Genomic DNA, 20516 nt, shown 5'->3' on the forward strand with positions numbered 1-20516 from the left:
GCCGCCGGCTGCGGGCGGTGCTGCCTGCGGCCGGCGGTTTCATGGTTTATCCAGTGATCCCTGCTTACCAGCGGACCTTGCGTTCGCGCCGGCCCTGCCTGCCGTTGGCATGGCTGGGCTTGCTGCCTTTGCCCAGGCTTTGCCAGCCGGGCAGGCCGACTTCCTGCTGCCGGGCTGCCGCGAGGCGCTGCAGCCCTTCCTCGCTGAGCCGGCGGGCGGCTGCGGGGGCGATGTTGACCTGCAGCTCCGCTTCCTCAGACGGCGGACGAATCAGGCCCGCCGGATCGACGGGATTCGGTGACGGGTTGTTTGTAGGTTCGGTCATGGTTTAGCTCCAGTTCATCTCTGGCTTGGCTGGGCCAGGGCGAAGCCCTTCCGGGCACACCGGGGCTGTACGCCACCGGCGGGTTTTCGAGCTGCAGACGGAAGGACGCGCAAGGCCATTGGCCTCGACAAGCGGTTTGTGTGGGTCTGCGTAGAGCGGTTTGCGCCGTAACGATCCAGCCGGGGATCCCGGCCGGGCGCAGTTCGCTACTCGAAAATGAGCATGTCCATGAGCAGGACCCTAACAAGCCTGGCCCGCGTTGAGAAGGGCAAATTCAAAACGTATTAGCGAAACCCTCCGTCGCTGCTCAGGACCTGCCCCACCATCCACCGTCCCTCGTCGCTGACCAGCCAGGCGATGAGCCGGGCCGGATCATCCGGTTCGCCAAACCGGCCTGCGGGGAAATGTGCCAGGACCTCGGCGATGACTTCCGGGGGCCGGTCGGCGGTGTCCAGGTTCAGGTAGCCCGTATTGACCGGTCCCGGGTTGACGGTGTTCAGGAGGATTCCGTGACGTGCCAGGTCAGCCGCCACGGACGGGGTGATGCCCGCCAGGGCCGCCTTTGAGGTGGCGTAGGCAATCTCCGAGTCCATGACCCCGCCGTTGATCTGCCCCGAAGTCATCCAGATAACCCGTCCTCCGGGCCTGCCGTCATGCCGGGCGGCGAACTCCCTTGTGGCCAGCAGCGTGGAACGCGTGTTGACCTGCCAATGAGCATCGAGCTTCTCCGGGGTCATCTCCGCCAGCGGACCGTCGCCGCCGCTGCGGGCATGGTTGCAGATCAGGATGTCCAGGTGCCCCAGTTCGGCAGAGGCCTCCCGAATCAACTCCTCGGCGGCACCCGCCTCCGAAAGGTCAATGCTGCGGTGGGCCAGTACGGCGCCGTCGCTGAGCTGTTCCCGCAGGCCGTCGGCAACGGCGGGAATCGAGTCCCCGCCCCAGGGCTGGTCGAGGTCGTGCGGCCGGTAATGGGCGGTGAACAGGCTTGCCCCCATGCGGGCGAGCCTGGATGCCACGGCATAGCCGATGCCCTGGCGGCGGCTCACGCCGGTTACGACGGCGGTGCGTCCTGCCAGCGGCAGCGGACTATCCATTCTTACGGCCTTCCGGGTTCAGTGTCGGCAATGGGGCTGGGGGTTCCGAAGCGGTGGGCGGTGATGCTGATGGCCTGCTCATGCAGGAACGGCAGCAGTTCCACCCGGCCGGATTCGGTAACCGGCTGGGCGTACACGGCACAGTCCGGCCGGCCGCCCAGGGCTGCTGCTAGTGTGCTCCGGTCTCCGCCCAGCAAACGGATCCGGGACGGAGGTATTTCCAGAGCCGCCAGCCGGGAGAGCCACTCGGCGTCGTTCTCCACGCTGACGGAACAGGAGAAGGCTGCCAGGGCGGCGGTGATACCGGGTGAAAGCGCCTCCGGCACAGACACCGTGACCGGGGATCCGGCGGTCAGCGCCGCGGACAGGACGCGCAGCACGGACGGCTGCGGCTCCGCTTCCGCCAGCCGGATGTGGACGGGAACCGGGAGGTAACGGAACAGATTCCGTTCCGCGCTGAGTTCGGAGACGTCTTTGGTCAGCCCGTATTCACGGGCCCAGGCGGCAGCATCTGAGGAAGCAGACCGGTCCAGGAACTGCAGGTCTTCGCGGGACAGGACGGACGTATTCCGAACCTGCTCCAGCAGGGCAGCGGGTTTCTCTGCCGGAGCGGCAGCTGCGTTTGAGGGGGCAGTGCTCCAGTTCCCCAGCCCCAGCAGGTAGTTGGGCCCGCCGGCCTTGGTCCCGGGACCTACGGAGGATTTCTTCCAGCCGCCGAATGGCTGGCGGCGGACGATGGCTCCGGTGATTCCCCGGTTCACGTAGAGGTTGCCGGCCTCAACGGTCCCGGTCCAGTAGTGGATCTCTTCCGGGTCCAGCGAGTGCAGTCCGGCGGTGAGCCCGTACTCCACCTGGTTCTGCAGCCGGACTGCGTCTTGGAGCGTTTCGGCGCGCATCACACCCAGGACGGGGCCAAAGTATTCGGTCAGATGGAATTCGGAGCCGGGCTGCACCCCGGCCCGGATGCCAGGGGACCAGACCCGACCCTCGGCGTCGAGCTTTTGAGGCTGAAGCACCCAGGTCTCCCCCGGACCCAGCTCGGTTAGCCCGCGGAGCAATTTGCCGGACGCAGGTTCAATGACCGACCCCATCTGCGTCCGCGGATCTTCCGGCTTCCCCACCACCAGGGACTGCACGGCGTCCAGAAGCTGGTGGTGGAAGCGGCGGGATTCGGCCGCGGAGCCCACCAGGATCACCAGTGAGGCGGCGGAACATTTCTGCCCGGCGTGACCAAAAGCCGATGCCGCCACGTCCCTTGCGGCCAGGTCAAAGTCGGCGCTGGGGGTTACCACAATGGCGTTTTTGCCGGAGGTTTCCGCCAGCAGTTCCAGCTCCGGCCGGAAAGACCGGAACAGTTCAGCCGTTTCATAGGCCCCGGTCAGGATGACCCGGTCCACCTGAGGGTGGGAGATGAGCTGGCGGCCGAGCTCGGACTCGCCCAGCTGCACAAACCGCAGGACGTCGCGGGGCACCCCGGCTTCCCAAAGCGCTTCGGCCAGCACCGCGCCGCACCGCGACGCCGGTCCCGCCGGCTTGAGCACCACGGCCGCACCAGCAGCGAGTGCAGCGAGGGTGGAACCGGCCGGAATGGCAACGGGAAAGTTCCACGGCGGGGTTACCAGCGTGAGCCGGGCCGGGTGGAATTCTGCGCCGTCGATGCTGTCCAGTTCCCGCGCCCGCTCAGCGTAGTAGCGGGCGAAGTCAATCGCTTCGGACACTTCCGGATCACCCTGGTCCAGGGTCTTGCCTGCCTCGGCTGCCATGACTTCCAGCAGCTGCGCGCGGCGGGCTTCGAGAATGTCCCCGGCCCGGTGCAGGATGTCCGCCCGGCCGGCACCGCCCAGCGCTGCCCAGTGTTCGGACGCTGCCGCGGCGCCGGAAATGAGCTCTTCGAGCTGTTCTTCAGTTTCGATCCGTGACGCGGCCAGGAGCTCCAGACCCAAATCCGATCCGGGCACGCGGGACAGGATGTCACGTCCCCAGCGCCGGTTGGCGGGCAGGGAGGGGTCCGTGTCCGGAGTGTTGGCGAAGTCCTCCGGCGCCGGTTCCGGCGGGCGGGTGCGGTCCTGCTGCCGCCGCGGTGCGGGGACGTTGCTGTCTGCTGCTGCCAGGGAAGCCAGGAACCGCTGTTTCTCTCGTTCAAAGAGCTGTTCCTGGTCCGCCAGGTCAAAGACTGCGGACATAAAGTTCTCGCTGCTGGCGCCTTCTTCGAGGCGCCGCACCAGGTAGGCGATCGCGACGTCGAACTCCTGTGGGTGCACCACCGGCGTATAGAGCAGCAGCGAACCTACTTCCTTCCGAACCACCTCGGCCTGCGCTGCGGCCATGCCGAGCAGCATCTCCACATCGATCCCGTCCCGGACTCCGCGGGTCCCGGCGAGCAGCCAGGCGTAGGCAATGTCGAAGAGGTTGTGGCCGGCGACGCCGATGCGGACGTTGCGGATCCGTCCCGGATGCAGTGAGTAGTCCAGCACGCGCTTGTAATTGGCATCTGTTTCGAGTTTTGATCCCCAGGTGGCCAGCGGCCAGCCGTGCAGCGAGGCTTCCACCTGTTCCATGGGAAGGTTGGCGCCCTTAACCAAGCGCACCTTGATGGGAGCACCGCCTGCGGCGCGGCGGGCGGCGGCGAAATCCTGCAGCCGCTGCATCGCTGCCAGCGCGTCAGGCAGGTAGGCCTGCAGCACCAGCCCGGCCTCAAGGTGGTGGAATTCGGGACGGGAGAGCAGCTCCATGAACACTGCCATGGTCAGCTCAAGGTCCTTGTATTCCTCCATGTCCAGGTTGATGAACTTGGACATGGGGGATTCGGCGGCGAGCCGGTACAGCGGTGCGAGGGTTTCGGTGACGTCCAGGACGGCTTCGTCGAAGGCCCAGGGTGCGTGGGGTGCCACGGTGGAGGAAACCTTGATGCTGACGTAGTCGACGTCGGCACGTTCGAGCAGCCGGCGGGTTCCGTCCAGCCGCCGTTCGGCTTCCCGGCGGCCCAGCACTGCCTCGCCGAGCAGGTTCATGTTCAGCCGGATGCCGTCGCGGCGCAGACGCTGGATGGACCGGCCGAGCCGTTGCTCTGAGGCATCAATAATCAGGTGGCCCACCATGCTGCGCAGTGCCCTGCGCGCAGCAGGGACCACTACTGCAGGAGCGGCCTGTCCAAGCACTCCGCCCGCACGGACGGCAGCTTTCAGATACCAGGGCAGGAAACCCGGAACCCGGGGCGCGAGCTGGGCGAGGTTCCGTGCGGCGACCTGCAGGTCCTCGGGCCGGATCACTCCGTCTACGAAGCCGACGGTAAAGGCAAGTCCTCCGGGGTCTTTGAGGATTCCGGCCAGTTGCGCAGCAGAGGCGTCCACTTCGAGAGTGGACGCCTCTGCGAGCCAGGATCGAACCAGCCGGATAGATTCCTCCGCGAGGTCGGCGGTTTCGGAATCGGAGCTGTACGGGGCATCATTGCCGGGGTGTGGCGATGTGGTGTGGGTCATGCTCCCAGTATTGGAGTCTTTGCTCCGAACGGGAAGGGGCTACCCGTTTCACCTGCGGATATGCTCCCTGGACCCTGCGTCGGCTACGACTGGTGCGGAGCCTGCGGGTACGCTCCGTGCTGCTGGGCTCCGGCATCGAACCGGGCGCCTTCAGGCTTGCTCGGCATCAGCGAGAAGACCAGGATGATGAGGCCGCCAAGGAACGGGATGAGCCCCAGCAGGATGAACCAGCCGTTGAAACCGCCGTCATGGAGTCGGCGCACGATCAGCGCGAGACCGGGAACCAGGATGGCCAGGGACCAGATCATCAGCAGAACGTAGGGGACCATAAAGCCGGGGCTGGACAGTGCACCCGTGGAGGGATCCACGCTGCCGGCCGCGGCGATACCGGTCCAGCTGCTCAGAACGGTGATGACTACGAAGTTCACCAGCATCCACCACCAGTATTCGCTGCGGCTCGCACGGCCGGAGAACGTGGCGTACTTCTTGAAGAAACGCTTTACTGCGTCGCCGAGGCCGGCGCCGTACAGCGGCTGGGACAGGTCGGGTGTGCCGGGCTGGGCCGGAGCATACGGGTTTTGTGCAGAGTGCTGTGACATTTCGGTTTCCCCCTGTGGACATTACGAACAAAAATGAAGGTCGCTTACTAATTAGGCGATCGAAGGGATAGTAGCCCACGATCACGCCGCCGTCGAGCTCGTTTGCGCACGTCAGCGGCTGGTTCATGCGGACGCATGGGCTTTGCTGGCCGGGCCCGCCTCCAACGGCTTATCCCCGGCCGGCAGCGCCGAACAGCGGCGCACCCCCGGTGAGTTCCTTCAGCGGCGTCGGACCGGCAATTTCGCCGGTGAAACCGCCGTTTTGGAATCCGAAAAGCACCCATTCGCCGTCGCGCTTCTGCACCAGCTGCGCCGCGTAGACGCCCTCGAGGTAGAACTCGGCGCTTTCCTCGAGTTTCCAGGGACCCAGCAGGGACCCGCCGGGCGCGATCCAGGTGCCCGTGGGAACCCGCGGCGCATCGACGCCGGGGGCGAATTCGGGCAGGCAGGAGAAGATCAGGACCGGCTGCCCGTCCACCATCCGTGACTGAATGACTTCCATCTCACCGAAGCCGGCGGGCGCAGACAGGGGCGGACGCACTTCCCAGTCCTCAAGATCAGTGCTGACGGCGTGGCCCACTACTGCACGGCCGGCCGGATCACCTTCATTGGAGCGGGCAGTTACCAGCATGTGCCACAGGACCGTGTCCTCGTCCCAGAACACGAACGGATCCCGCCAGGCCTCATCCGGCCAGGTCCCCTCCCCCAGCTTCTCGTACCAGCGCGGGTCCGCTTCCAGCGGCGGGCGGTCACAGCGGGTCCAGGTGACCAGGTCATCCGAGACCGCTTTGCCGATGCGCTGCTGCAGCCCGTCCTCTGCCCGGCTGACACCCGTGTAGAAGAGGTGCCAGCGTCCGTCCGACCCCTGCACGGTGCAGCCTGTCCAGGTGGCGAGGTCATCCCAGGCTGGCGCGTCCGCGGCTACCAGCGCGTCCGGCAGGAGGGACCAGTCCTCCAGATCCTTCGACACAGCATGGCCGATCGACGCGCGGTAATGCCGCCGCTGCGGATCCTGCAGGGCACGGGAGGCCCGCAGGAAGAACAGGTGGTACTGCTCGCCGTCGTCAGCCAGCCAGCTGTCCCAGGCCCAGTGATCGTTGAGTTTGAAAACCATTCTTATCCCTTCACGGCGGAGGAGGCGACGCCCTCAATGAACCAGCGCTGGAAGACCAGGAACACAACCAGTACGGGCAGCACCAGCAGCACGCCAAAGGCCATGACCTGCCCCCAGGCCGGTGGCAGCTGGCCGGCGAACACGCTGATCTGCAGCGGCAGCGGGCGGAGGTTCGGTTCGGAAACCATCAGCACCGGCCACAGGAAGGCGCCCCATTGGGTCAGGAAGGTCAGGATGGCCACCGATGCGTACACGGGCTTGCTCATGGGCGCGATGATCTGCGCGAAGATCCGCCAGGGTCCGGCACCGTCCAGGCGGGCCGCCTCGTCGATGCTGCGCGGGATGCCGGAGAAGAAAGAGTAGAACAGGAAGATCGAGAGCGCGTTGCCGATGAACGGGACGATCTGGATCCAGAGGGTGTTCCGCGCATCGTTGTACAGGTAGAACATCGGAACGGCGACGGCTTCGAAAGGCACGATGAGCAGCATCAGGATGCCCAGCAGGGCAATCCCCCGCCCCTTCCACTCCAGCCTGGAGAGCGCGAACGCGGCCATCGAGTTGACCACCAGCCCCAGGCCGACGACGGCGACTGTCACCGTGAAGGAAACCAGGAAGAACCGCCAGAGATGCCCGGTGCTGTCCGATGACAGGCTGGACGTGACGCCCGAGTAGTTGTGCAGTCCCCACTGGGTGACATCGAAGACCTTGAAACCGGCCAGGGTGTCCGACGCCGGCGCGAAGGACGCGGCGACCATGTAGGCCACCGGCGCCAAAAACACCAGGCTGGTGGTGACCAGCGCAACGTAGTGCGCGGTGATTCCGGCGCGGTGCCGCGGGCTGCTTCGGCGCAGCCTGGGTGCAGCGGGAGCCCCGCCACGGACGGCGCTGCTCCGCGGTCCGCTGTTTTGGATTGTGGTTGCCATTGCCTAGGCCTCCCGTTCGCGCGTGAGCCTGCGCTGGATCAGGGACAGGATCAGCACCAGGATGAAAAAGACCACCGAGATGGCGCTGGCCCGGCCAATGTTGTTCTGGTCGAAGGCTGAGGTAACGGCCTGGTACATAACGGTTCGCGTGGCGTCCTCATTGAGCCCGCCGCCTGATTTGGCCAGGACGTAGATCTGGTCGAAGACACGCAGCGAGAGGATGGTCGTGTAGAGCGCCACGAAGACGAGCGTGGTGCGGATGCCGGGCAGGGTTACGTGCAGCAGCCGCTGCCAGCCATTGGCCCGGTCCAGCTCAGCGGCCTCGTACAGCTCACCGGGAACCTGTTGCAGGGCCGCCAGGAGGATGACCATCTGGAAGCCGCAGCCCTGCCAGATTGACAGCACAATCACTGAGCCCAGGGCTGTCAGTTCCGAGCCGAGCCAGTCCTGGGCACCAAAGTTTCCACCGGAGAAGAAGTCAAGGGTGGCGTTGAGCAGGCCCTGGTCGCCGCGGGCCAGGATCAGCCGCCAGATGATGGCCACCAGTGCCATCGGAAAGATCACCGGAAGAAAGTACACCGCACGGAAAACTGCCATACCCGGCAGTGCCCGCTTGACCAGCATCGCCAGAGCCAGGGCCAGGGCGGTCTGTACTGGAACCACGATCACGGCGAAGATCAGGTTGTGCCCCAGGGAACTGAGGAACTGCGCGGAAACATCCGGATCCGTCAGGATCCGGGCGTACTGGGTGAGCCCCATAAAGCTGGGGTCTCGCGGATCCCCCAGCCGGACGTTGTACAGCGAGAATCCGATGGCGGCCACGAAGGGCACCGCCACGAACAGGATGAGCAGCAGCATGGCCGGTGCAGCCATGGCGGGCCCGGCGGCGCCGCGGCGTCTGGCCGGGCGTGCAGGTGCCGGCGGCTTACCGCTCCTGGGCGGCAGCAGTGACGTGGTGGTCATGGCGGGTTCCTCCATCCCGATCGCCGCGGGGCCGGGCACATGCTGTACCCGGCCCCGCCGCAGACGGGATTATTCGTCTTCGTAGCCGTTGTTGTCGGTGAAGTCGGAGTCGATCGCGCGGGCGGCCTTGTCCAGCTCTTCCTTCACATCCGCGCCGCCCCAGATGGCGAGCAGGGCACTGCCCACGGAGCTCGTCACCGTCGGGTAACCCGGAGTTAGGGGACGGGCGACGGCGATGCACTCGGCGGTGACGTCCTCGGAACCGCAGGCGGCGGCAAGGTTGTCTGCGAACAGGGCAAGCGGCTTGCTTTCGCCGTAAAGTTCGCTGGTTTCCAGGGCTGAGGTGCTGCCCGGGATCGCGGCGTTGGCGGCGGTCATCGTGGTGATTGATTCATCCGACATCAGGAAGTCCAGGAAGGCACCGGCAGCTTCCTCATTGCCTTCGGCAGCAGGCGTGGCGCCCCACTGCCAGGAACCGTGGCCGGCCTTGGTGCCGTTGCCGAAGTCGGGCAGGGGCATCAGGACCAGGTCCTCACCCAGTGCCTCGCTAAAGCCCGGGTACATCCAGTTGCCGGTCCAGGTCAGGGCGACCTGTCCCTCCTGGAAGGCCGTACCGCTGGTATTCGGGTCGGTGTATTCCTTCCACGAAGACCATTCGGTCAGAGCGTCGACGTTCTCCGCGGAGTTGAGGACACCCTCCGCCTTGCCGTCCTTCATCAGCGTTCCGCCGGCGGACCACAGGTTCGGACTGGTGGTGAACAGGCCCCACTCAGCGGCGAAGGAATTCGCCTCGCCCAGATCGATGGCGTTGCCGGACGGGCTGACTTCGGCGAGCTTTGCCAGGTTGGCCCGGAATTCCTCGACGGTCCAGGCGTCCTCGGCCGTTGCCGGTGCTTCGAGGCCGGCTGCCTCGAGCAGGGAGGCGTTGCCCCAGAGCCCAAGGCCGACGTCGAACATGCCAACGGCGTAGGTCTCGCCGTTGTAGGTGCCGCTTTCCTTCACACCGCCGATCCTGTTGTCCAGGACCTCTTCGGAGACGATCCCCTCGAGCGGGACCAGCTTGCGGTCATAGACGAAGGAGGCCATGGTGGGGGCGTCCATTTCCATGATGTCCGGCAGGTCCTCGGCCTTGGTGGCCTGAATCGTGCTGGTGTAGTCAGCTTCGGGCACCAGCGTCAGTTCAACCGTGATGTCCTCATTGGCATCGTTGAACTGATCCACCAGGTCCTGCAGCGCTTCGGCTTCGGACGCCTGGCCGGAGTGGGCCCAGACTTCGAGCGTGCCGTCGGCTTCATTGCCGGCGTCGCCGCTGCCGCCGCATGCTGTCAGCACCAGTGCCAGCGCCACGCCGGCGGCCCCCATCGATCCGGCGCGCAGCCGGGTCTTCCTCATTGAACGCATTTCCGCCCTTCCCGTAGGTTCCCCATGCCAGAAGCAAGTGGGCTGTCAATGTCGTTCAGTTTGGCCTAGACCAATTTCAGAGTCAATCGCTATGCTGAAGCCGTGACGTCACAATCCCATCCCGCCCCGAAGTACTACGTACTCAAGGAGCAGCTGCGTGCACTCGCCGCTCAGGGGGAACCGGGCACTCTTCTCCCCACCGAGCGGGCGCTGGCAGCCGAATACGGTACGTCCCGGACTACCGTGCGGCAGGCGATCGCCGAGCTTGTTGCCGAGGGTGTGCTGGACAGGATCCAAGGTCATGGAACGTTCGTGGCACACAACCGGCCCACCTACGTACGCCAGCTGACGTCCTTCTCGGAGGATGCCGCAGCGCAGGGACTGCGCAGCTCCAGCCGTCTGCTCGGCATCTCCACCGTCCCTGCGGAGGGTGAGGCTGCGCAGCAGCTCCAGGTGGAACCGGGTACTGCGCTGACACGGGTAGAGCGAATCCGGTTCATCAACGAGGAGCCACTGGCCCACGAGACTGCGCTGCTTCCGGGAGAGCTGCCGGACCTGGCCGAGGCACTGGACCGCACCGGCTCCCTGTACGCCGCACTGCAGGAAAGCTACGGCGTGCGGATCACTGACGCGGAGGACACCGTGCAGACACGGCTCGCCGGGCCGGATGAGGTCCGTCTGCTCGGCCTTGAAATGGGCTTTCCGCTGCTGGTCATCCACCGACTGGGCCTCGCCGGCGAGCAGCCGGCGGAATGGACCTGTTCGGCGTTCCGGGGAGACCGGTTCCGCTTTCAGGCCCGGCGCCACCGGGATTGACCATCCGGTCATTCAAGGGGGCCGGCCCGCGGAGCCTGACTGCCGAAACGGGCACCTTGGACACAGCGGAACCCCGCCACCCGAAGGCTGCGGGGTTCCGTTTATCTCTCAGCTGGGGAAGGCCCCGGCGCTCAGCGCGAGCCGCCTGATCCTGAGCCGGAGCCCGAATCGTCGTGGCCTGAGCTGTGGTGCCCGGACTCATGGCGACCCGAGCCATGTTCCGATCCCGTGCCTCCTTCAGACCCAGCGGACATGGTGCGTCCGGAGGCATCCTCCACTTCGGTGTCGATTTTCTCCTTGCGCACGTCTCCGGAAACGGTTTCGGACCCGGTGACGGTTTCGGTATCCAGCCGCACACGCTCCACCGGTTCGGTGTGCTTCTGCACGACGGGTTCCTCGGCGTGGAGCGTGACTTCGTATTCGTCCTCACGCATCTCCGGTCCGCTCATGGCAGCGTCACGGTTGGCGTCCGTGATCGGCTCCCGCTCGATCACCACTTCTTCATGACTGACCGGCACCTGCGTGGTGACAGTGTCCGTCACCGTGTACTTGCGCAGCCTGGCCCGGCCTGTCTCATGGCGTTCGGTGCCTACGTCGAGCCGCTCCTCCGACCGCGTCATGGCGTCATCAATGCCGGAGCGGGAACCGGAGGAGTCGGAAAGGCCGGTGGTACCCGACTGGCCAGTGCCTGTTCCCGTGCCGGAGCCGGAGCCCATTCCGGACCCTGACCCCGAGCCCATGCCGGAGCCTGAACCGGATCCCGATCCGGACTGCGTATCGTCAATCAGCCCGCTGCGCCCCCGGTCAGTATCTGAAATGGTCTCCGTGTCGGATTCGATGATGGTATCCGTGCCGGCATCAGCGTTCAGGGAATCGGCGTCGGAAGTCCCGTCGTCGTAGGTGAAGCCGTAGTAGCGGTAGAGCGTGACTTCTTCCTCGGCACTGATGGAGCCGTCGCTGGCAATCTGCGGGGCGTTCTTGACCTCATCCTTGGAGTAGGGCACCAGCACATCGATGCCCTCAACGCTGGCCTCACTGAGCGGGACAAACGTCTCACTGGTTCCGAACAGGCCCGTGTTCACCGTGACCCAGGCCGGTTCGTTGGTCTGGTCATCGAGGTAGAACGTTCCCACGGATCCGATTTTGTCGCCGTTGGGACCCAGTACGTTCCCCGAAGCGGCCATGAGTCCTTCGACTTGCTCGTTGCTGATCATCGTGTTTTCTCCTTCGGCAGCGAATCTGCGCCGGGGGTCCGGCACAGCGATCACGATTCTCGAGCCGGGATCCGATCCAGCCGCTTCCGCCCGCAGCGCCTGAATCACCGTGCCGGGCGGGTGACCGCCCGGGGCGGCACCGTCACCGGCGCCGATTCCGGCTCCTATGGCCATTTCTCCGGCCGGGCCTGAATTGCCAAGCCTACTTATTATTCCACTGCCTGTGTGCAGGCGCGTCAATAGGAAACCGGGTACGCCCGAAGATGGGCCCAAAGGAGCGGTAAACACGGCTCCGGCATGGGAAAACGACGCGGAGCCTGTGGGAATGAGGAGGCTAAAGCGAATCCTGCAGCGACTCGCGGACCTGCTTGCGCAGCACCTTGCCCAGCATGGACTTGGGGAGTTCCTCGATCGCGACGATCCGCCGGGGCACCTTGTACGGTGTCAGCCGTTCCCGGCAGAACGCCCGCAGGGCCTGCTCATCAAGTTCAGTGTCAGGCTGCATAACGACGGCGGCAACCACCTGCTCGCCGCCGGCACCGCGGGGCAGTCCCACCACCGCGACGTCGGCAACGCCCTGGTTGCTGCGGAGAACTTCCTCCACCTCGGACGGAGAGACGTTGAAGCCGCCGGTAATGATCAGTTCCTTGCGCCGGTCCACGACCTTCACGAAACCGTCTTCGTCAACGGTGACGATATCCCCGGTGCGAAGCCAGCCGTCCGGGGTCAGGATCTCTTCGGTTTCCTCCGGGTTGTTCCAGTAACCGGCGAACACCTGCGGTCCGCTGATCAGCAGCTCGCCCGGCTCGCCCTGCGGAACGTCGCGGGTGAGATCGTCCGGATCAGCGACCCGCATCCGGGTGCTGGGGAACGGCACGCCGATTGTCCCGTTTCGGCGGGTTTCCGCGAACGGGTTGCCCAGAGCCACGGGGGAGGATTCAGTCAGCCCGTAGCCTTCCACCAGCAGCCCGCCGGAGACTTCCTCCCAGATTTCGACCGTCTGGGGTGAAAGGGTCATGGCACCGGAAATCGCGAAACGGATGGTGGAAATGTCGATTCCGCGCTTCTTGGATTCGATGGCCACCTTCTCGTAGATGGGCGGCACGGCACAGAACACGGTGGGCTTGGACTTCTTCGCAGCGTCCAGCACCAAATCGACGTCGAACTTCGGGAAGAGCACCAGGCGTGAGCCCGTGAGCATGGCAAACGTCAGGTAGAGCGTCAGCCCAAAGGCGTGGAACATCGGCAGCACGCCGTAGATGACTTCCTCGCCTTCCTTGGCGCCGTGCATCCAGGCCTGGCCCTGCAGTGCGTTCGAGCGCAGGTTGTAGTGGGTGAGCATGGCGCCCTTGGGCACGCCGGTGGTGCCGGAGGTGTACTGCAGGGCTGCGAGGTCACCTACGGCGGGTTTCGGGTGCAGCGGGTCGATCGGGTCGTTGGCGAGCAGCTTTTCCCAGGGGATCGTGTGCTCGGTCTTGGTGGTCAGCCCTGCCCGGGTGCGGCGGATCGAGGGGATCGGCAGACGCAGGCCAATCCGCTTCAGGCGGGGCATGGCCTTGGTGATGTCCACGGAAATGATGGAAGGCACGGCGAGGTCGTCCGGGAAGTCCTGGATCTTTTCCACAGCCTTGTCCCAGACGATGGCTACCTGGGCGCCGTGGTTTTCGAACTGATGGCGCAGCTCGCGCTCGGTGTAGAGCGGGTTGTGGCCTACGACGACGCCGCCCAGTCGCAGCACCGCGTAGAAGGCGATGAGGTACTGCGGGCAGTTGGGCAGGATGATGGCCACCCTGTGCCCCTTCTTGACGCCCAGTTTCCGCAGCCCTTCGGCGGCCCGGTTGATCTGGTCGCCGAGCTGCGTGTACGTGGTTTCAGCACCGAAGAACTCCAGCGCCACCTTGGGCCCGAACCGTGCCACGGCGTCTTCGACCATGGAGGTCAGGGATTCGGTGGGCAGTTCAATTTCTGCCGGCACACCGGGCTGGTAGTGCTTTACCCACAGCGGTTCCTGGGCAGCGGTCATGGAAGGAGCTCCTTAGTTTCGGTACTTTTCGACTATATTCCAGTCACCGCATAGGTGGGGAAAGCACCGGGAACTCCCCCGTCTTGCCGGGCCCGCTAACCGGCTGCCAGCCCTCCCAGGTACCGCGCCAGCTGCCGCGGGGCGGAGACCGGAGCAGCGGCGTCGACTGCTGCGTTGTAGTTCGTATTGGTGTTCACGTCATAGGTCAGTACCCGGCCGTCGGCCGCTTCGATGAACTCGATGCCGCAGACCTCCAGGTTCATCCGGCGTGCGAATTCCTCGTACTGGCTGATGATGGGGTGCTCGAAGCCCTCCCGCAGGCTGAAGAGCTGGGTGTCCGGGTCCGGTGCGATGGATGCCCCCGGCGGCATAATGGGCGTGCCGGTTGCGGGGTCAATGGCGCAGGCGTCCGCAGGGCAGAGCTGGAAGCCGCCGCGGGCTGTGTCCGCACGAATGGCGTAGACGAATTTCCCGCCTACGAGTTCGACCCTGCTGATGGAGGGGTCGGCGGCCTGGATGAATTCCTGCACCAGGGTGATGCCGTCCTGCGGCTCCTCGAACTCGTCCGATGCGACGTAGTCGGCCAGCTCACCGTGGGATTCGAACTTGCGTACGCCCAGGCCTTTGCCGCCCTGGTTGTGCTTGAGGATAAACGGCACCGGGAATTCCTTGGCAGCGGCCAGAATCTGGCCGCGTCCAATCGCCGCGACGGTGCGGGGCGTCTCGATGCCTGCTGCCCGCAGGGCCGTGAGCTGGTCTACCTTGCTCATTTCAAGTTCCAGCACCCGCCGGCCGTTGACGGTGCGCCGGCCGTGGGCTTCCAACCAGGCCAGGACTGCCCGGGCGTAGTCCTTGGAAAGACCGTGCCCGCGGGTGTGGGAGGAGGCGCTGATCCGGGACCAGAAGATTCCCTCCGGGGGCGCTGCGTCCAGGTCCAGCACGCCGTCCGTGAGCAGCCACTCGTAAACCTGCACGCCCTCGGCTTCAAAGGCTTTGGCGAAGGGCGGGAACCAATCGGGATTCTCGTGCAGGGCGTATACGGGCAGTGCCATGGTGGGACCTTTCAACAGCATTGGAGCGTGAGGGAAGCCTACTGGATGAAGATCCCGTTGCCCGGACCGAGGGGGAGGTTAAAGACATAAAAGACGGACAGCACCGCTACCCACGCGATCCAGAAAACCACCGTGAAGGGAAGCATGCGTGAGATGACCGTTCCCAGCCCGGCCGAGGGTTCATACCGGCGCAGCATGGTCAGCAGCACAATCATGTACGGGTTCAGCGGGGTCAGCACCTGGGTGGCGGAGTCGCCCACCCGGAATGCCGCCTGCACAAAGGCCGGTTCGTATCCCAGCAGCGCGAACATGGGCACAAACACTGCGGCCATAAGGGTCCACATGGCTGAACCGGAAATGATGAACAGGTTGAGCAGCGAGGCCAGGACTATAAAGGCCAGGATGGCCGGGTAACCGGTGAGGCCGATGGATTCCAGTCCGGAGGCGCCCGCGACGGCAATCCAGTTGCCGATTCCGGACCAGTTGAACAGCGCAATGAACTGGCCCAGCACAAAAGCCAGGACCAGGAACCCGCTCATCTCCTTGATGGACTGGCCCATCACCCGGGGAATGTCCCTGGCATGGGGCATGGTCCCGGTAATCCGTCCGTACACCAGGCCCGGAATCACGAACATCACGAAGACGATGAAAACGATCGAGGAGAGCAGCGGAGACGAGGGCAGGAACCCGCCATCCTCGTTGCGCCAGGGCGAGTTGGGCACCAGCGCCGCCGCGGCAATGATCCCCGCGACGACGGCACCCAGCACCAGTGACCTGCGCAGTCCGCGCCGCTCCACCGCCGTCAGGTTCGGGTCCAGCGCCTGATCGGCCTCACTGCCTGCCTCGTCGGGGTCCTCTGACTGGCTGCGCGGCACGGCCTGCTTCACCAGCCGCGGTTCCAGGACCTTGTCAATCAGGAAACCGGCGGCGAGGATCAGCACTGCTGAGGAAGCCACGTTGAAGAAGTAGTTGGACAGCGGATTGACCGGCGCGCCGGGGTTGGGCAGCGAACCGGTCACCGCCGTCGTAATGCCGGCGAACAGGGCGTCCAGGGAGGTGACCAGCATGGAGGTTGAATAGCCGGCCCCGGCCGCGGCGAAGCCGCCCAGCAGCCCGGCCACCGGATGCCGCCCGGCAGCCTTGAACACCAGCGCGGCCAGCGGCGGAATCACCACGAAGGCAGCGTCCGCCATGATGGACCCGGCCACGCCCACCAGCCCGACGGCGTAAGGCAGCGCCCAGCGCGGGGCGGCACCGAAGGCCCGGCGGATCATGGCCGCGAGCAGCCCGGACTTTTCCGCAACGCCCACCGCAAGCAGGATCGGCAGCACCGTGGCCAGCGGCGGGAAACCAAGGTAGTTCTCCCCCAGCGTGGTGGTCAGCCAGCTCATCCCCTCCGCGGTGAAGAGTCCGCGGATGCGGGTCGCTTCATCGCTGCCGGGAACGGTGACACTGACGTTGGCCCAAGCCATGGCCGTGGAAGCTACCGCCACGATTCCGAAGAGCAGCAGGAAAAGAATGAACGGATCGGGCAGCCGGTTGCCGACCCGTTCCACGCCGGCCAGCAGCCTGTCGGTCACTGAGGAGCGGACGGCGGCGGGGGCAGCGTTCATGGGGCGTCCTTCGGTAGTGCGGGTTCCTAAGGCGGGGTTGTGGTGCGGGCTTTCCGGGCCAGGGCTTCCGAGCGTCAGTCGAAGTATCCTGCGACGTCCACAGGCCCGCCGGCATCGGCGAATTCCTGCGCTGCCGCGCGCTGCAGCTCCGGGTCGCAGAAATAGTCCAGGGTTGTCAGCGCCAGGCCGGCGGCGCCGTCGGCAGCTCCCCTGGCCGCCGCCGGCGACCCGGCCGCTGCGGCGAACTCGCGCGTGTGCAGGGCCACGTCAGGGGCTGAGATGGCGATCAGCGGATGGATTCCGGGCACCCGGTAACTGACGTTGCCGAAGTCCGTCGACGCCGCCAGCGTCTCCGAGACCACTCCTGCCGGCAGCGGGTCCCGTCCGCGGCGGCGCTGGCTCTGGAGCCAGCGGGCGCTCAGGGCCCGGCTGGAGCGCACGGGCAGCGACGGCGGTTCCTCGTCCCAGTCAATGTCCACGCCGATGCCCGTCATTAGTGCAGCTCCGCGGGCTATGTCCTCGATGCGGCCACTGAGCTCCCGCAGCGTTTCGGGGTATTTGGAGCGGGCATAGAACTTCATTTCCGTGAACTCCGGAATGATGCTCGGCCGCTCGCCGCCAGCGGTGATGATGGCGTGTATCCGGTCCGACGGCGGCATCTGCTGGCGCAGCAGACCAACACCCTGATAGGCGAGGGTAGCGGCGTCGAGCGCGTTGCGTCCCATAAACGGCTGGGCGGAGGCATGCGCTGCAACCCCGTGGAACGTCACGGTGAGCACCCGGCGGCCCAGCCAGACCTGGTCCACCACGTCGGTTCCCAGCGGGTGCACCATCATCGCGGCGTCCACCCCGTCCAGGGCGCCGTTCTGAATCATGACTTCTTTGCCGGAATAGCCTTCCTCCGCGGGCGTGCCGAGAAAAAGCACCGTGCCGGGGAAGGCATCCGGATCATCCCGGAGGGTTTCAGCCAGAGCCAGGAAAGCGCCCGCGCCGGCAGCGGCAATGACGTTGTGCCCGCAGGCATGGCCAATTCCGGGGAGGGCGTCGTATTCGCCCATAATGGCCACCACCGGGGAGCCGGATCCAGCCTGCGCCCGCACTGCTGTTTCCAGTCCGTGGACGCCCACAGCGGCGTCGATCCCGTGCCGTTCCAGCAGGTCGGCGACCCGGCGGGCGCTCCGGTGCTCCTGATAGGCAGTTTCAGGGTCCTGGTGCAGCTGCGCAGCCAGGTCCGCCAGCTCAGGGGCAAGCGCGTCAACACGGTCGAGCAAGGCGTCGGCGAGCGCTTCGGGAGCACCGGCAAAAGCGGAGTCTTCATGCTGGATGTGCCCGCGGCGGATCTGTGTTTCCTTATCCAGGTAGTCCAGGTAGGCGGTGCTTGGCTGCGTTGGATCAGTCATGCTGGCCACCCTATGACTGATCCAACGGTGATATCTATCGCGGCCCCGTAGTCCCCGGACAGGGGTTCCGGTGCGGGCCCGGTCCCGTTTAGGATTCGCTCCGGATTCGCTCCCGGTCCGGAAACCGGCCTAGCGGCCGCGGCCGCCGATTCGTGCAACCAGTCCCTGCGGCCCCCGGCTTCCCACGGCGGCAAGCACCTTGTACCGCTTCGACGGCACGGAAACCCCCTTGCCGGCGAAGGCATCGGCAAGTCCTTCGCGCACCACACGGTCTGCGTCCAGCCACATCCACTTGGGGTAGAGCGTCTTGTCCATCTGCATCCGCTGGTGGAATTCCGTGTGCACAAATCCCGGACAGACGGCGGTCACGGAGATGCCGCGGCCGGCATAGTGCAGGTTGGCCCAGCGGCTGAAGTTGATAACCCAGGCCTTCGCTGCACTGTAGGTGCCGCGCGGAATGAAGCCTGCCACGGAGGCAACATTGATGATCCGTCCGCCGCCGCGTTCCAGCATGGAGTTCACCGCCGCATGGCTGAGCAGCAGCGGCGCCTGGACCAGAACCGCCAAGTGGTCGATCTCAGTCTGGGCCGGGTTGGCATGGAAGTCGTTCTTCAGCCCGTACCCGGCATTGTTGACCAGGACGGCAACGTCAGGCTGCCCCACCCGTGCGGCAACGCTCTCCACGCCCTCCTTCGTGGCAAGGTCAGCGGGCAGCACAGATGCTTCAACGTGGTACCGGGAGGAAAGCACTTCAGCCTTGGCCTTTAGCCGTTCTTCGTCCCGTGCTGTCAAAACCACGTTGTAGCCGCGCTCTGCAAGGGCACGGGCGAATTCTGCGCCAAGTCCCGCTGTGGCTCCGGTGATTACTGCCGTTTCAGTCATTTGGACAGCCTGCTATGAGCGCAGGGTATTTGGCAACGCACACATTCAGAGCGGCGTTGCCTCTGCCGCGGGGACGCTCCTACCGTGGGAGGACCGGCTTCGCCCGGGCGTCTTGTTATCAGGAGTGCCATTGGCCCAGAGCACCGCTCATCCGTTTCAATATGCCGACCGGGCTGACGCCGGCCGGGTCCTTGCCGGTGCCCTGGACGAGTACCGCGGCCGTCCCGGCCTGCTGGTGCTGGGACTTCCCCGCGGCGGCGTCCCGGTGGCCGCGGAAATTGCCGGTGCGCTGGGAGCAGAACTGGACGTGGTGCTGGTGCGCAAGGTGGGCCACCCGCGCCAGCCGGAGCTGGCAGCCGGGGCCGTGGCCGAAGCGGGCGGCGCGTCGGCTGAAGTCTGGAATGAGGCGATCGTGCAGGCGTGGCTTTCCGCCGCAGGCGCCCGCGGGCAGGCAGACCTGGACGCCGTCCTGGAAGCTGAACGCGGAGAACTGCAGCGCCGGGCACGGGCCTTCCGCGGCGGCCGCAGCCCCCAGGACATCCGCGGACGTCCGGTGATCGTGGTGGACGACGGCATAGCCACCGGCGCCACCTTGCGCGCGGCGCTTTCCGCAGTCCGCAGCCTGGACCCGGGCTGGCTGGTGGCAGCCGCCCCCATGTCCTGCGGCCCGGTGGAGGCGCTCGCGGCCGCGGCAGACGACGTCGTTATTCCCTGGCCGGACAGCGGGCTGCCTGCCGTGGGCTCCGCCTACCGCCGGTTCGGGCAGACCAGCGAGGACGAGGTCCGCACCCTGCTGGGCATCCCCTGAGCGTTCCGGCGCTCCAGCCCCCGAATCCGCACTTCCGTGCTGGTCTGGCGCGTTGGCCAGGAGGATAATCCGAAGAGCTTGGGGACAGGATTTCCAGGAGCTCGGGAGGCTCGAAATGTCCATGACCAACGGTGCTTTCTACGGCTGGGGAGGACTCGGCCTGGATACCAGCGAGCTTTCTGCCCGAACCATCTCCGCGGTGCGGACAGGTTTTGGCGTTGTCGGCGCGGTGTCCCTGATCCTTGGCCTGCTGGTTCTCTTCTGGCCAGGGGCCACGCTGTCGGTCATCGCATTTTTCTTTGGTTTGTATTTCCTGATTTCCGGCGCGCTGAGGGTGGTCAGCGGCATCGCCGCACCGCTGACGCCGGGCCTGCGGGTACTGAGCATCATCGTGGGGCTGCTGCTGTTCATCGTGGGCATCGTCGCCATCCGCAACCCGCTCTCCTCGCTGGCGGTCCTGGGCATGCTCGTGGGCATCGCCTGGATCATTGAAGGCATCATGGCCCTGGCTGAGACTGAGTCGGGCGGCTCGCGCTGGTATGCCATCACCTTTGGCATCCTGAGCATCGTGGCCGGCATTGTGGTGCTGTTCCTGCCGGTTGAATCCCTGGCAGCCCTGGTGATCTTCGGCGGCATCTTCCTGGTGGTCCTTGGCGTGGTGCAGCTGGTCCGCGCCATCACCTTCGGGCGGGGAAGCGTCCGTACCGCCTGATCCTCCTCCCACCTGCGGTTTCAGGTGCCGCCCAGCGCACTCCCAGCAGCTGTTAACACAGCCCTAACCTGCCCGCGCTGCCGGCTGTAACAAGAGCG

The 20516-nt window shown here is 65.8% G+C and carries 17 protein-coding genes; 3 read left to right on the plus strand and 14 right to left on the minus strand.

The genetic code is table 11. The annotated features are described in order from the left end of the window. Positions 1 to 64: 64 nt before the first annotated feature. From ACWGQ2_RS15270 to ACWGQ2_RS15305, 8 genes are all read right to left on the minus strand, one after another. Positions 65 to 325, minus strand: a complete 261-nt coding sequence (locus ACWGQ2_RS15270) for a hypothetical protein (protein WP_452018738.1) — start codon at positions 323 to 325, stop codon at positions 65 to 67. Between the two features lie 284 nt (positions 326 to 609). Continuing rightward, positions 610 to 1419, minus strand: a complete 810-nt coding sequence (locus tag ACWGQ2_RS15275; protein WP_452018740.1) for an SDR family oxidoreductase — start codon at positions 1417 to 1419, stop codon at positions 610 to 612. 2 nt (positions 1420 to 1421) lie between these two features. Continuing rightward, entirely contained in the window at positions 1422 to 4898 is a 3477-nt protein-coding gene (locus tag ACWGQ2_RS15280) for a bifunctional proline dehydrogenase/L-glutamate gamma-semialdehyde dehydrogenase (RefSeq protein WP_452018742.1), read from the minus strand. Between the two features lie 83 nt (positions 4899 to 4981). Then, positions 4982 to 5497: a DUF805 domain-containing protein gene (locus tag ACWGQ2_RS15285; RefSeq protein WP_452018744.1), complete on the minus strand. Its 516-nt coding sequence runs from the start codon at positions 5495 to 5497 to the stop codon at positions 4982 to 4984. A 169-nt stretch (positions 5498 to 5666) separates the two neighbouring features. Then, positions 5667 to 6611, minus strand: coding sequence for a glycosyl hydrolase family 32 (locus tag ACWGQ2_RS15290; RefSeq protein ID WP_452018746.1), 945 nt, complete (start codon positions 6609 to 6611; stop codon positions 5667 to 5669). A 2-nt stretch (positions 6612 to 6613) separates the two neighbouring features. Beyond that, entirely contained in the window at positions 6614 to 7534 is a 921-nt protein-coding gene (locus tag ACWGQ2_RS15295) for a carbohydrate ABC transporter permease (protein WP_452018748.1), read from the minus strand. A gap of 3 nt (positions 7535 to 7537) precedes the next feature. Next, positions 7538 to 8497: a carbohydrate ABC transporter permease gene (locus tag ACWGQ2_RS15300; RefSeq protein ID WP_452018750.1), complete on the minus strand. Its 960-nt coding sequence runs from the start codon at positions 8495 to 8497 to the stop codon at positions 7538 to 7540. 69 nt (positions 8498 to 8566) lie between these two features. After that, positions 8567 to 9898: an ABC transporter substrate-binding protein gene (locus tag ACWGQ2_RS15305; protein WP_452018752.1), complete on the minus strand. Its 1332-nt coding sequence runs from the start codon at positions 9896 to 9898 to the stop codon at positions 8567 to 8569. Positions 9899 to 10000: 102 nt separating this feature from the next. Between ACWGQ2_RS15305 and ACWGQ2_RS15310 the strand changes: the two genes are divergently transcribed. Further along, a complete protein-coding gene (locus ACWGQ2_RS15310; protein ID WP_452018754.1) occupies positions 10001 to 10714 on the plus strand; it encodes a GntR family transcriptional regulator in 714 nt (237 codons plus the stop codon). 131 nt (positions 10715 to 10845) lie between these two features. Here ACWGQ2_RS15310 and ACWGQ2_RS15315 read toward each other — a convergent pair whose 3' ends face one another. The 6 genes from ACWGQ2_RS15315 to ACWGQ2_RS15340 form a co-directional block, all read right to left on the minus strand. Next, positions 10846 to 12102, minus strand: coding sequence for a YsnF/AvaK domain-containing protein (locus tag ACWGQ2_RS15315; RefSeq protein ID WP_452018756.1), 1257 nt, complete (start codon positions 12100 to 12102; stop codon positions 10846 to 10848). Between the two features lie 160 nt (positions 12103 to 12262). Next, positions 12263 to 13951: a long-chain-fatty-acid--CoA ligase gene (locus tag ACWGQ2_RS15320; protein WP_452018758.1), complete on the minus strand. Its 1689-nt coding sequence runs from the start codon at positions 13949 to 13951 to the stop codon at positions 12263 to 12265. A 95-nt stretch (positions 13952 to 14046) separates the two neighbouring features. Then, positions 14047 to 15003 carry an ATP-grasp domain-containing protein gene (locus tag ACWGQ2_RS15325; RefSeq protein ID WP_452018759.1) on the minus strand — a complete coding sequence of 319 codons (957 nt, stop codon included), beginning with the start codon at positions 15001 to 15003 and terminating at the stop codon, positions 14047 to 14049. 38 nt (positions 15004 to 15041) lie between these two features. After that, complete coding sequence (locus ACWGQ2_RS15330) at positions 15042 to 16616, minus strand: AbgT family transporter (RefSeq protein WP_452018761.1); 1575 nt, start codon at positions 16614 to 16616, stop codon at positions 15042 to 15044. Positions 16617 to 16690: 74 nt separating this feature from the next. Continuing rightward, entirely contained in the window at positions 16691 to 18016 is a 1326-nt protein-coding gene (locus tag ACWGQ2_RS15335; protein WP_452018763.1) for a M20 family metallopeptidase, read from the minus strand. 129 nt (positions 18017 to 18145) lie between these two features. After that, positions 18146 to 18898, minus strand: coding sequence for an SDR family NAD(P)-dependent oxidoreductase (locus tag ACWGQ2_RS15340; protein WP_452018765.1), 753 nt, complete (start codon positions 18896 to 18898; stop codon positions 18146 to 18148). A 130-nt stretch (positions 18899 to 19028) separates the two neighbouring features. On the opposite strand from ACWGQ2_RS15340, the gene ACWGQ2_RS15345 reads away from it, so the two are divergent. Next, positions 19029 to 19706, plus strand: coding sequence for a phosphoribosyltransferase (locus ACWGQ2_RS15345; RefSeq protein WP_452018767.1), 678 nt, complete (start codon positions 19029 to 19031; stop codon positions 19704 to 19706). A 115-nt stretch (positions 19707 to 19821) separates the two neighbouring features. Then, positions 19822 to 20418 (plus strand): HdeD family acid-resistance protein, encoded by a 597-nt coding sequence (locus ACWGQ2_RS15350; RefSeq protein ID WP_452018769.1) that lies wholly within the window; start codon positions 19822 to 19824, stop codon positions 20416 to 20418. Positions 20419 to 20516 lie beyond the last annotated feature (98 nt).

Source organism: Arthrobacter sp. NPDC055585, assembly GCF_053619115.1.

Coding starts and splice junctions, on each gene's coding strand:
- ACWGQ2_RS15270 (WP_452018738.1), bottom strand. CDS start 325: ATGACCGAACCTACAAACAACCCGTCACCGAATCCCGTCGATCCGGCG.
- ACWGQ2_RS15275 (WP_452018740.1), bottom strand. CDS start 1,419: ATGGATAGTCCGCTGCCGCTGGCAGGACGCACCGCCGTCGTAACCGGC.
- ACWGQ2_RS15280 (WP_452018742.1), bottom strand. CDS start 4,898: ATGACCCACACCACATCGCCACACCCCGGCAATGATGCCCCGTACAGC.
- ACWGQ2_RS15285 (WP_452018744.1), bottom strand. CDS start 5,497: ATGTCACAGCACTCTGCACAAAACCCGTATGCTCCGGCCCAGCCCGGC.
- ACWGQ2_RS15290 (WP_452018746.1), bottom strand. CDS start 6,611: ATGGTTTTCAAACTCAACGATCACTGGGCCTGGGACAGCTGGCTGGCT.
- ACWGQ2_RS15295 (WP_452018748.1), bottom strand. CDS start 7,534: ATGGCAACCACAATCCAAAACAGCGGACCGCGGAGCAGCGCCGTCCGT.
- ACWGQ2_RS15300 (WP_452018750.1), bottom strand. CDS start 8,497: ATGACCACCACGTCACTGCTGCCGCCCAGGAGCGGTAAGCCGCCGGCA.
- ACWGQ2_RS15305 (WP_452018752.1), bottom strand. CDS start 9,898: ATGCGTTCAATGAGGAAGACCCGGCTGCGCGCCGGATCGATGGGGGCC.
- ACWGQ2_RS15315 (WP_452018756.1), bottom strand. CDS start 12,102: ATGGCCATAGGAGCCGGAATCGGCGCCGGTGACGGTGCCGCCCCGGGC.
- ACWGQ2_RS15320 (WP_452018758.1), bottom strand. CDS start 13,951: ATGACCGCTGCCCAGGAACCGCTGTGGGTAAAGCACTACCAGCCCGGT.
- ACWGQ2_RS15325 (WP_452018759.1), bottom strand. CDS start 15,003: ATGGCACTGCCCGTATACGCCCTGCACGAGAATCCCGATTGGTTCCCG.
- ACWGQ2_RS15330 (WP_452018761.1), bottom strand. CDS start 16,616: ATGAACGCTGCCCCCGCCGCCGTCCGCTCCTCAGTGACCGACAGGCTG.
- ACWGQ2_RS15335 (WP_452018763.1), bottom strand. CDS start 18,016: ATGACTGATCCAACGCAGCCAAGCACCGCCTACCTGGACTACCTGGAT.
- ACWGQ2_RS15340 (WP_452018765.1), bottom strand. CDS start 18,898: ATGACTGAAACGGCAGTAATCACCGGAGCCACAGCGGGACTTGGCGCA.
- ACWGQ2_RS15350 (WP_452018769.1), top strand. CDS start 19,822: ATGTCCATGACCAACGGTGCTTTCTACGGCTGGGGAGGACTCGGCCTG.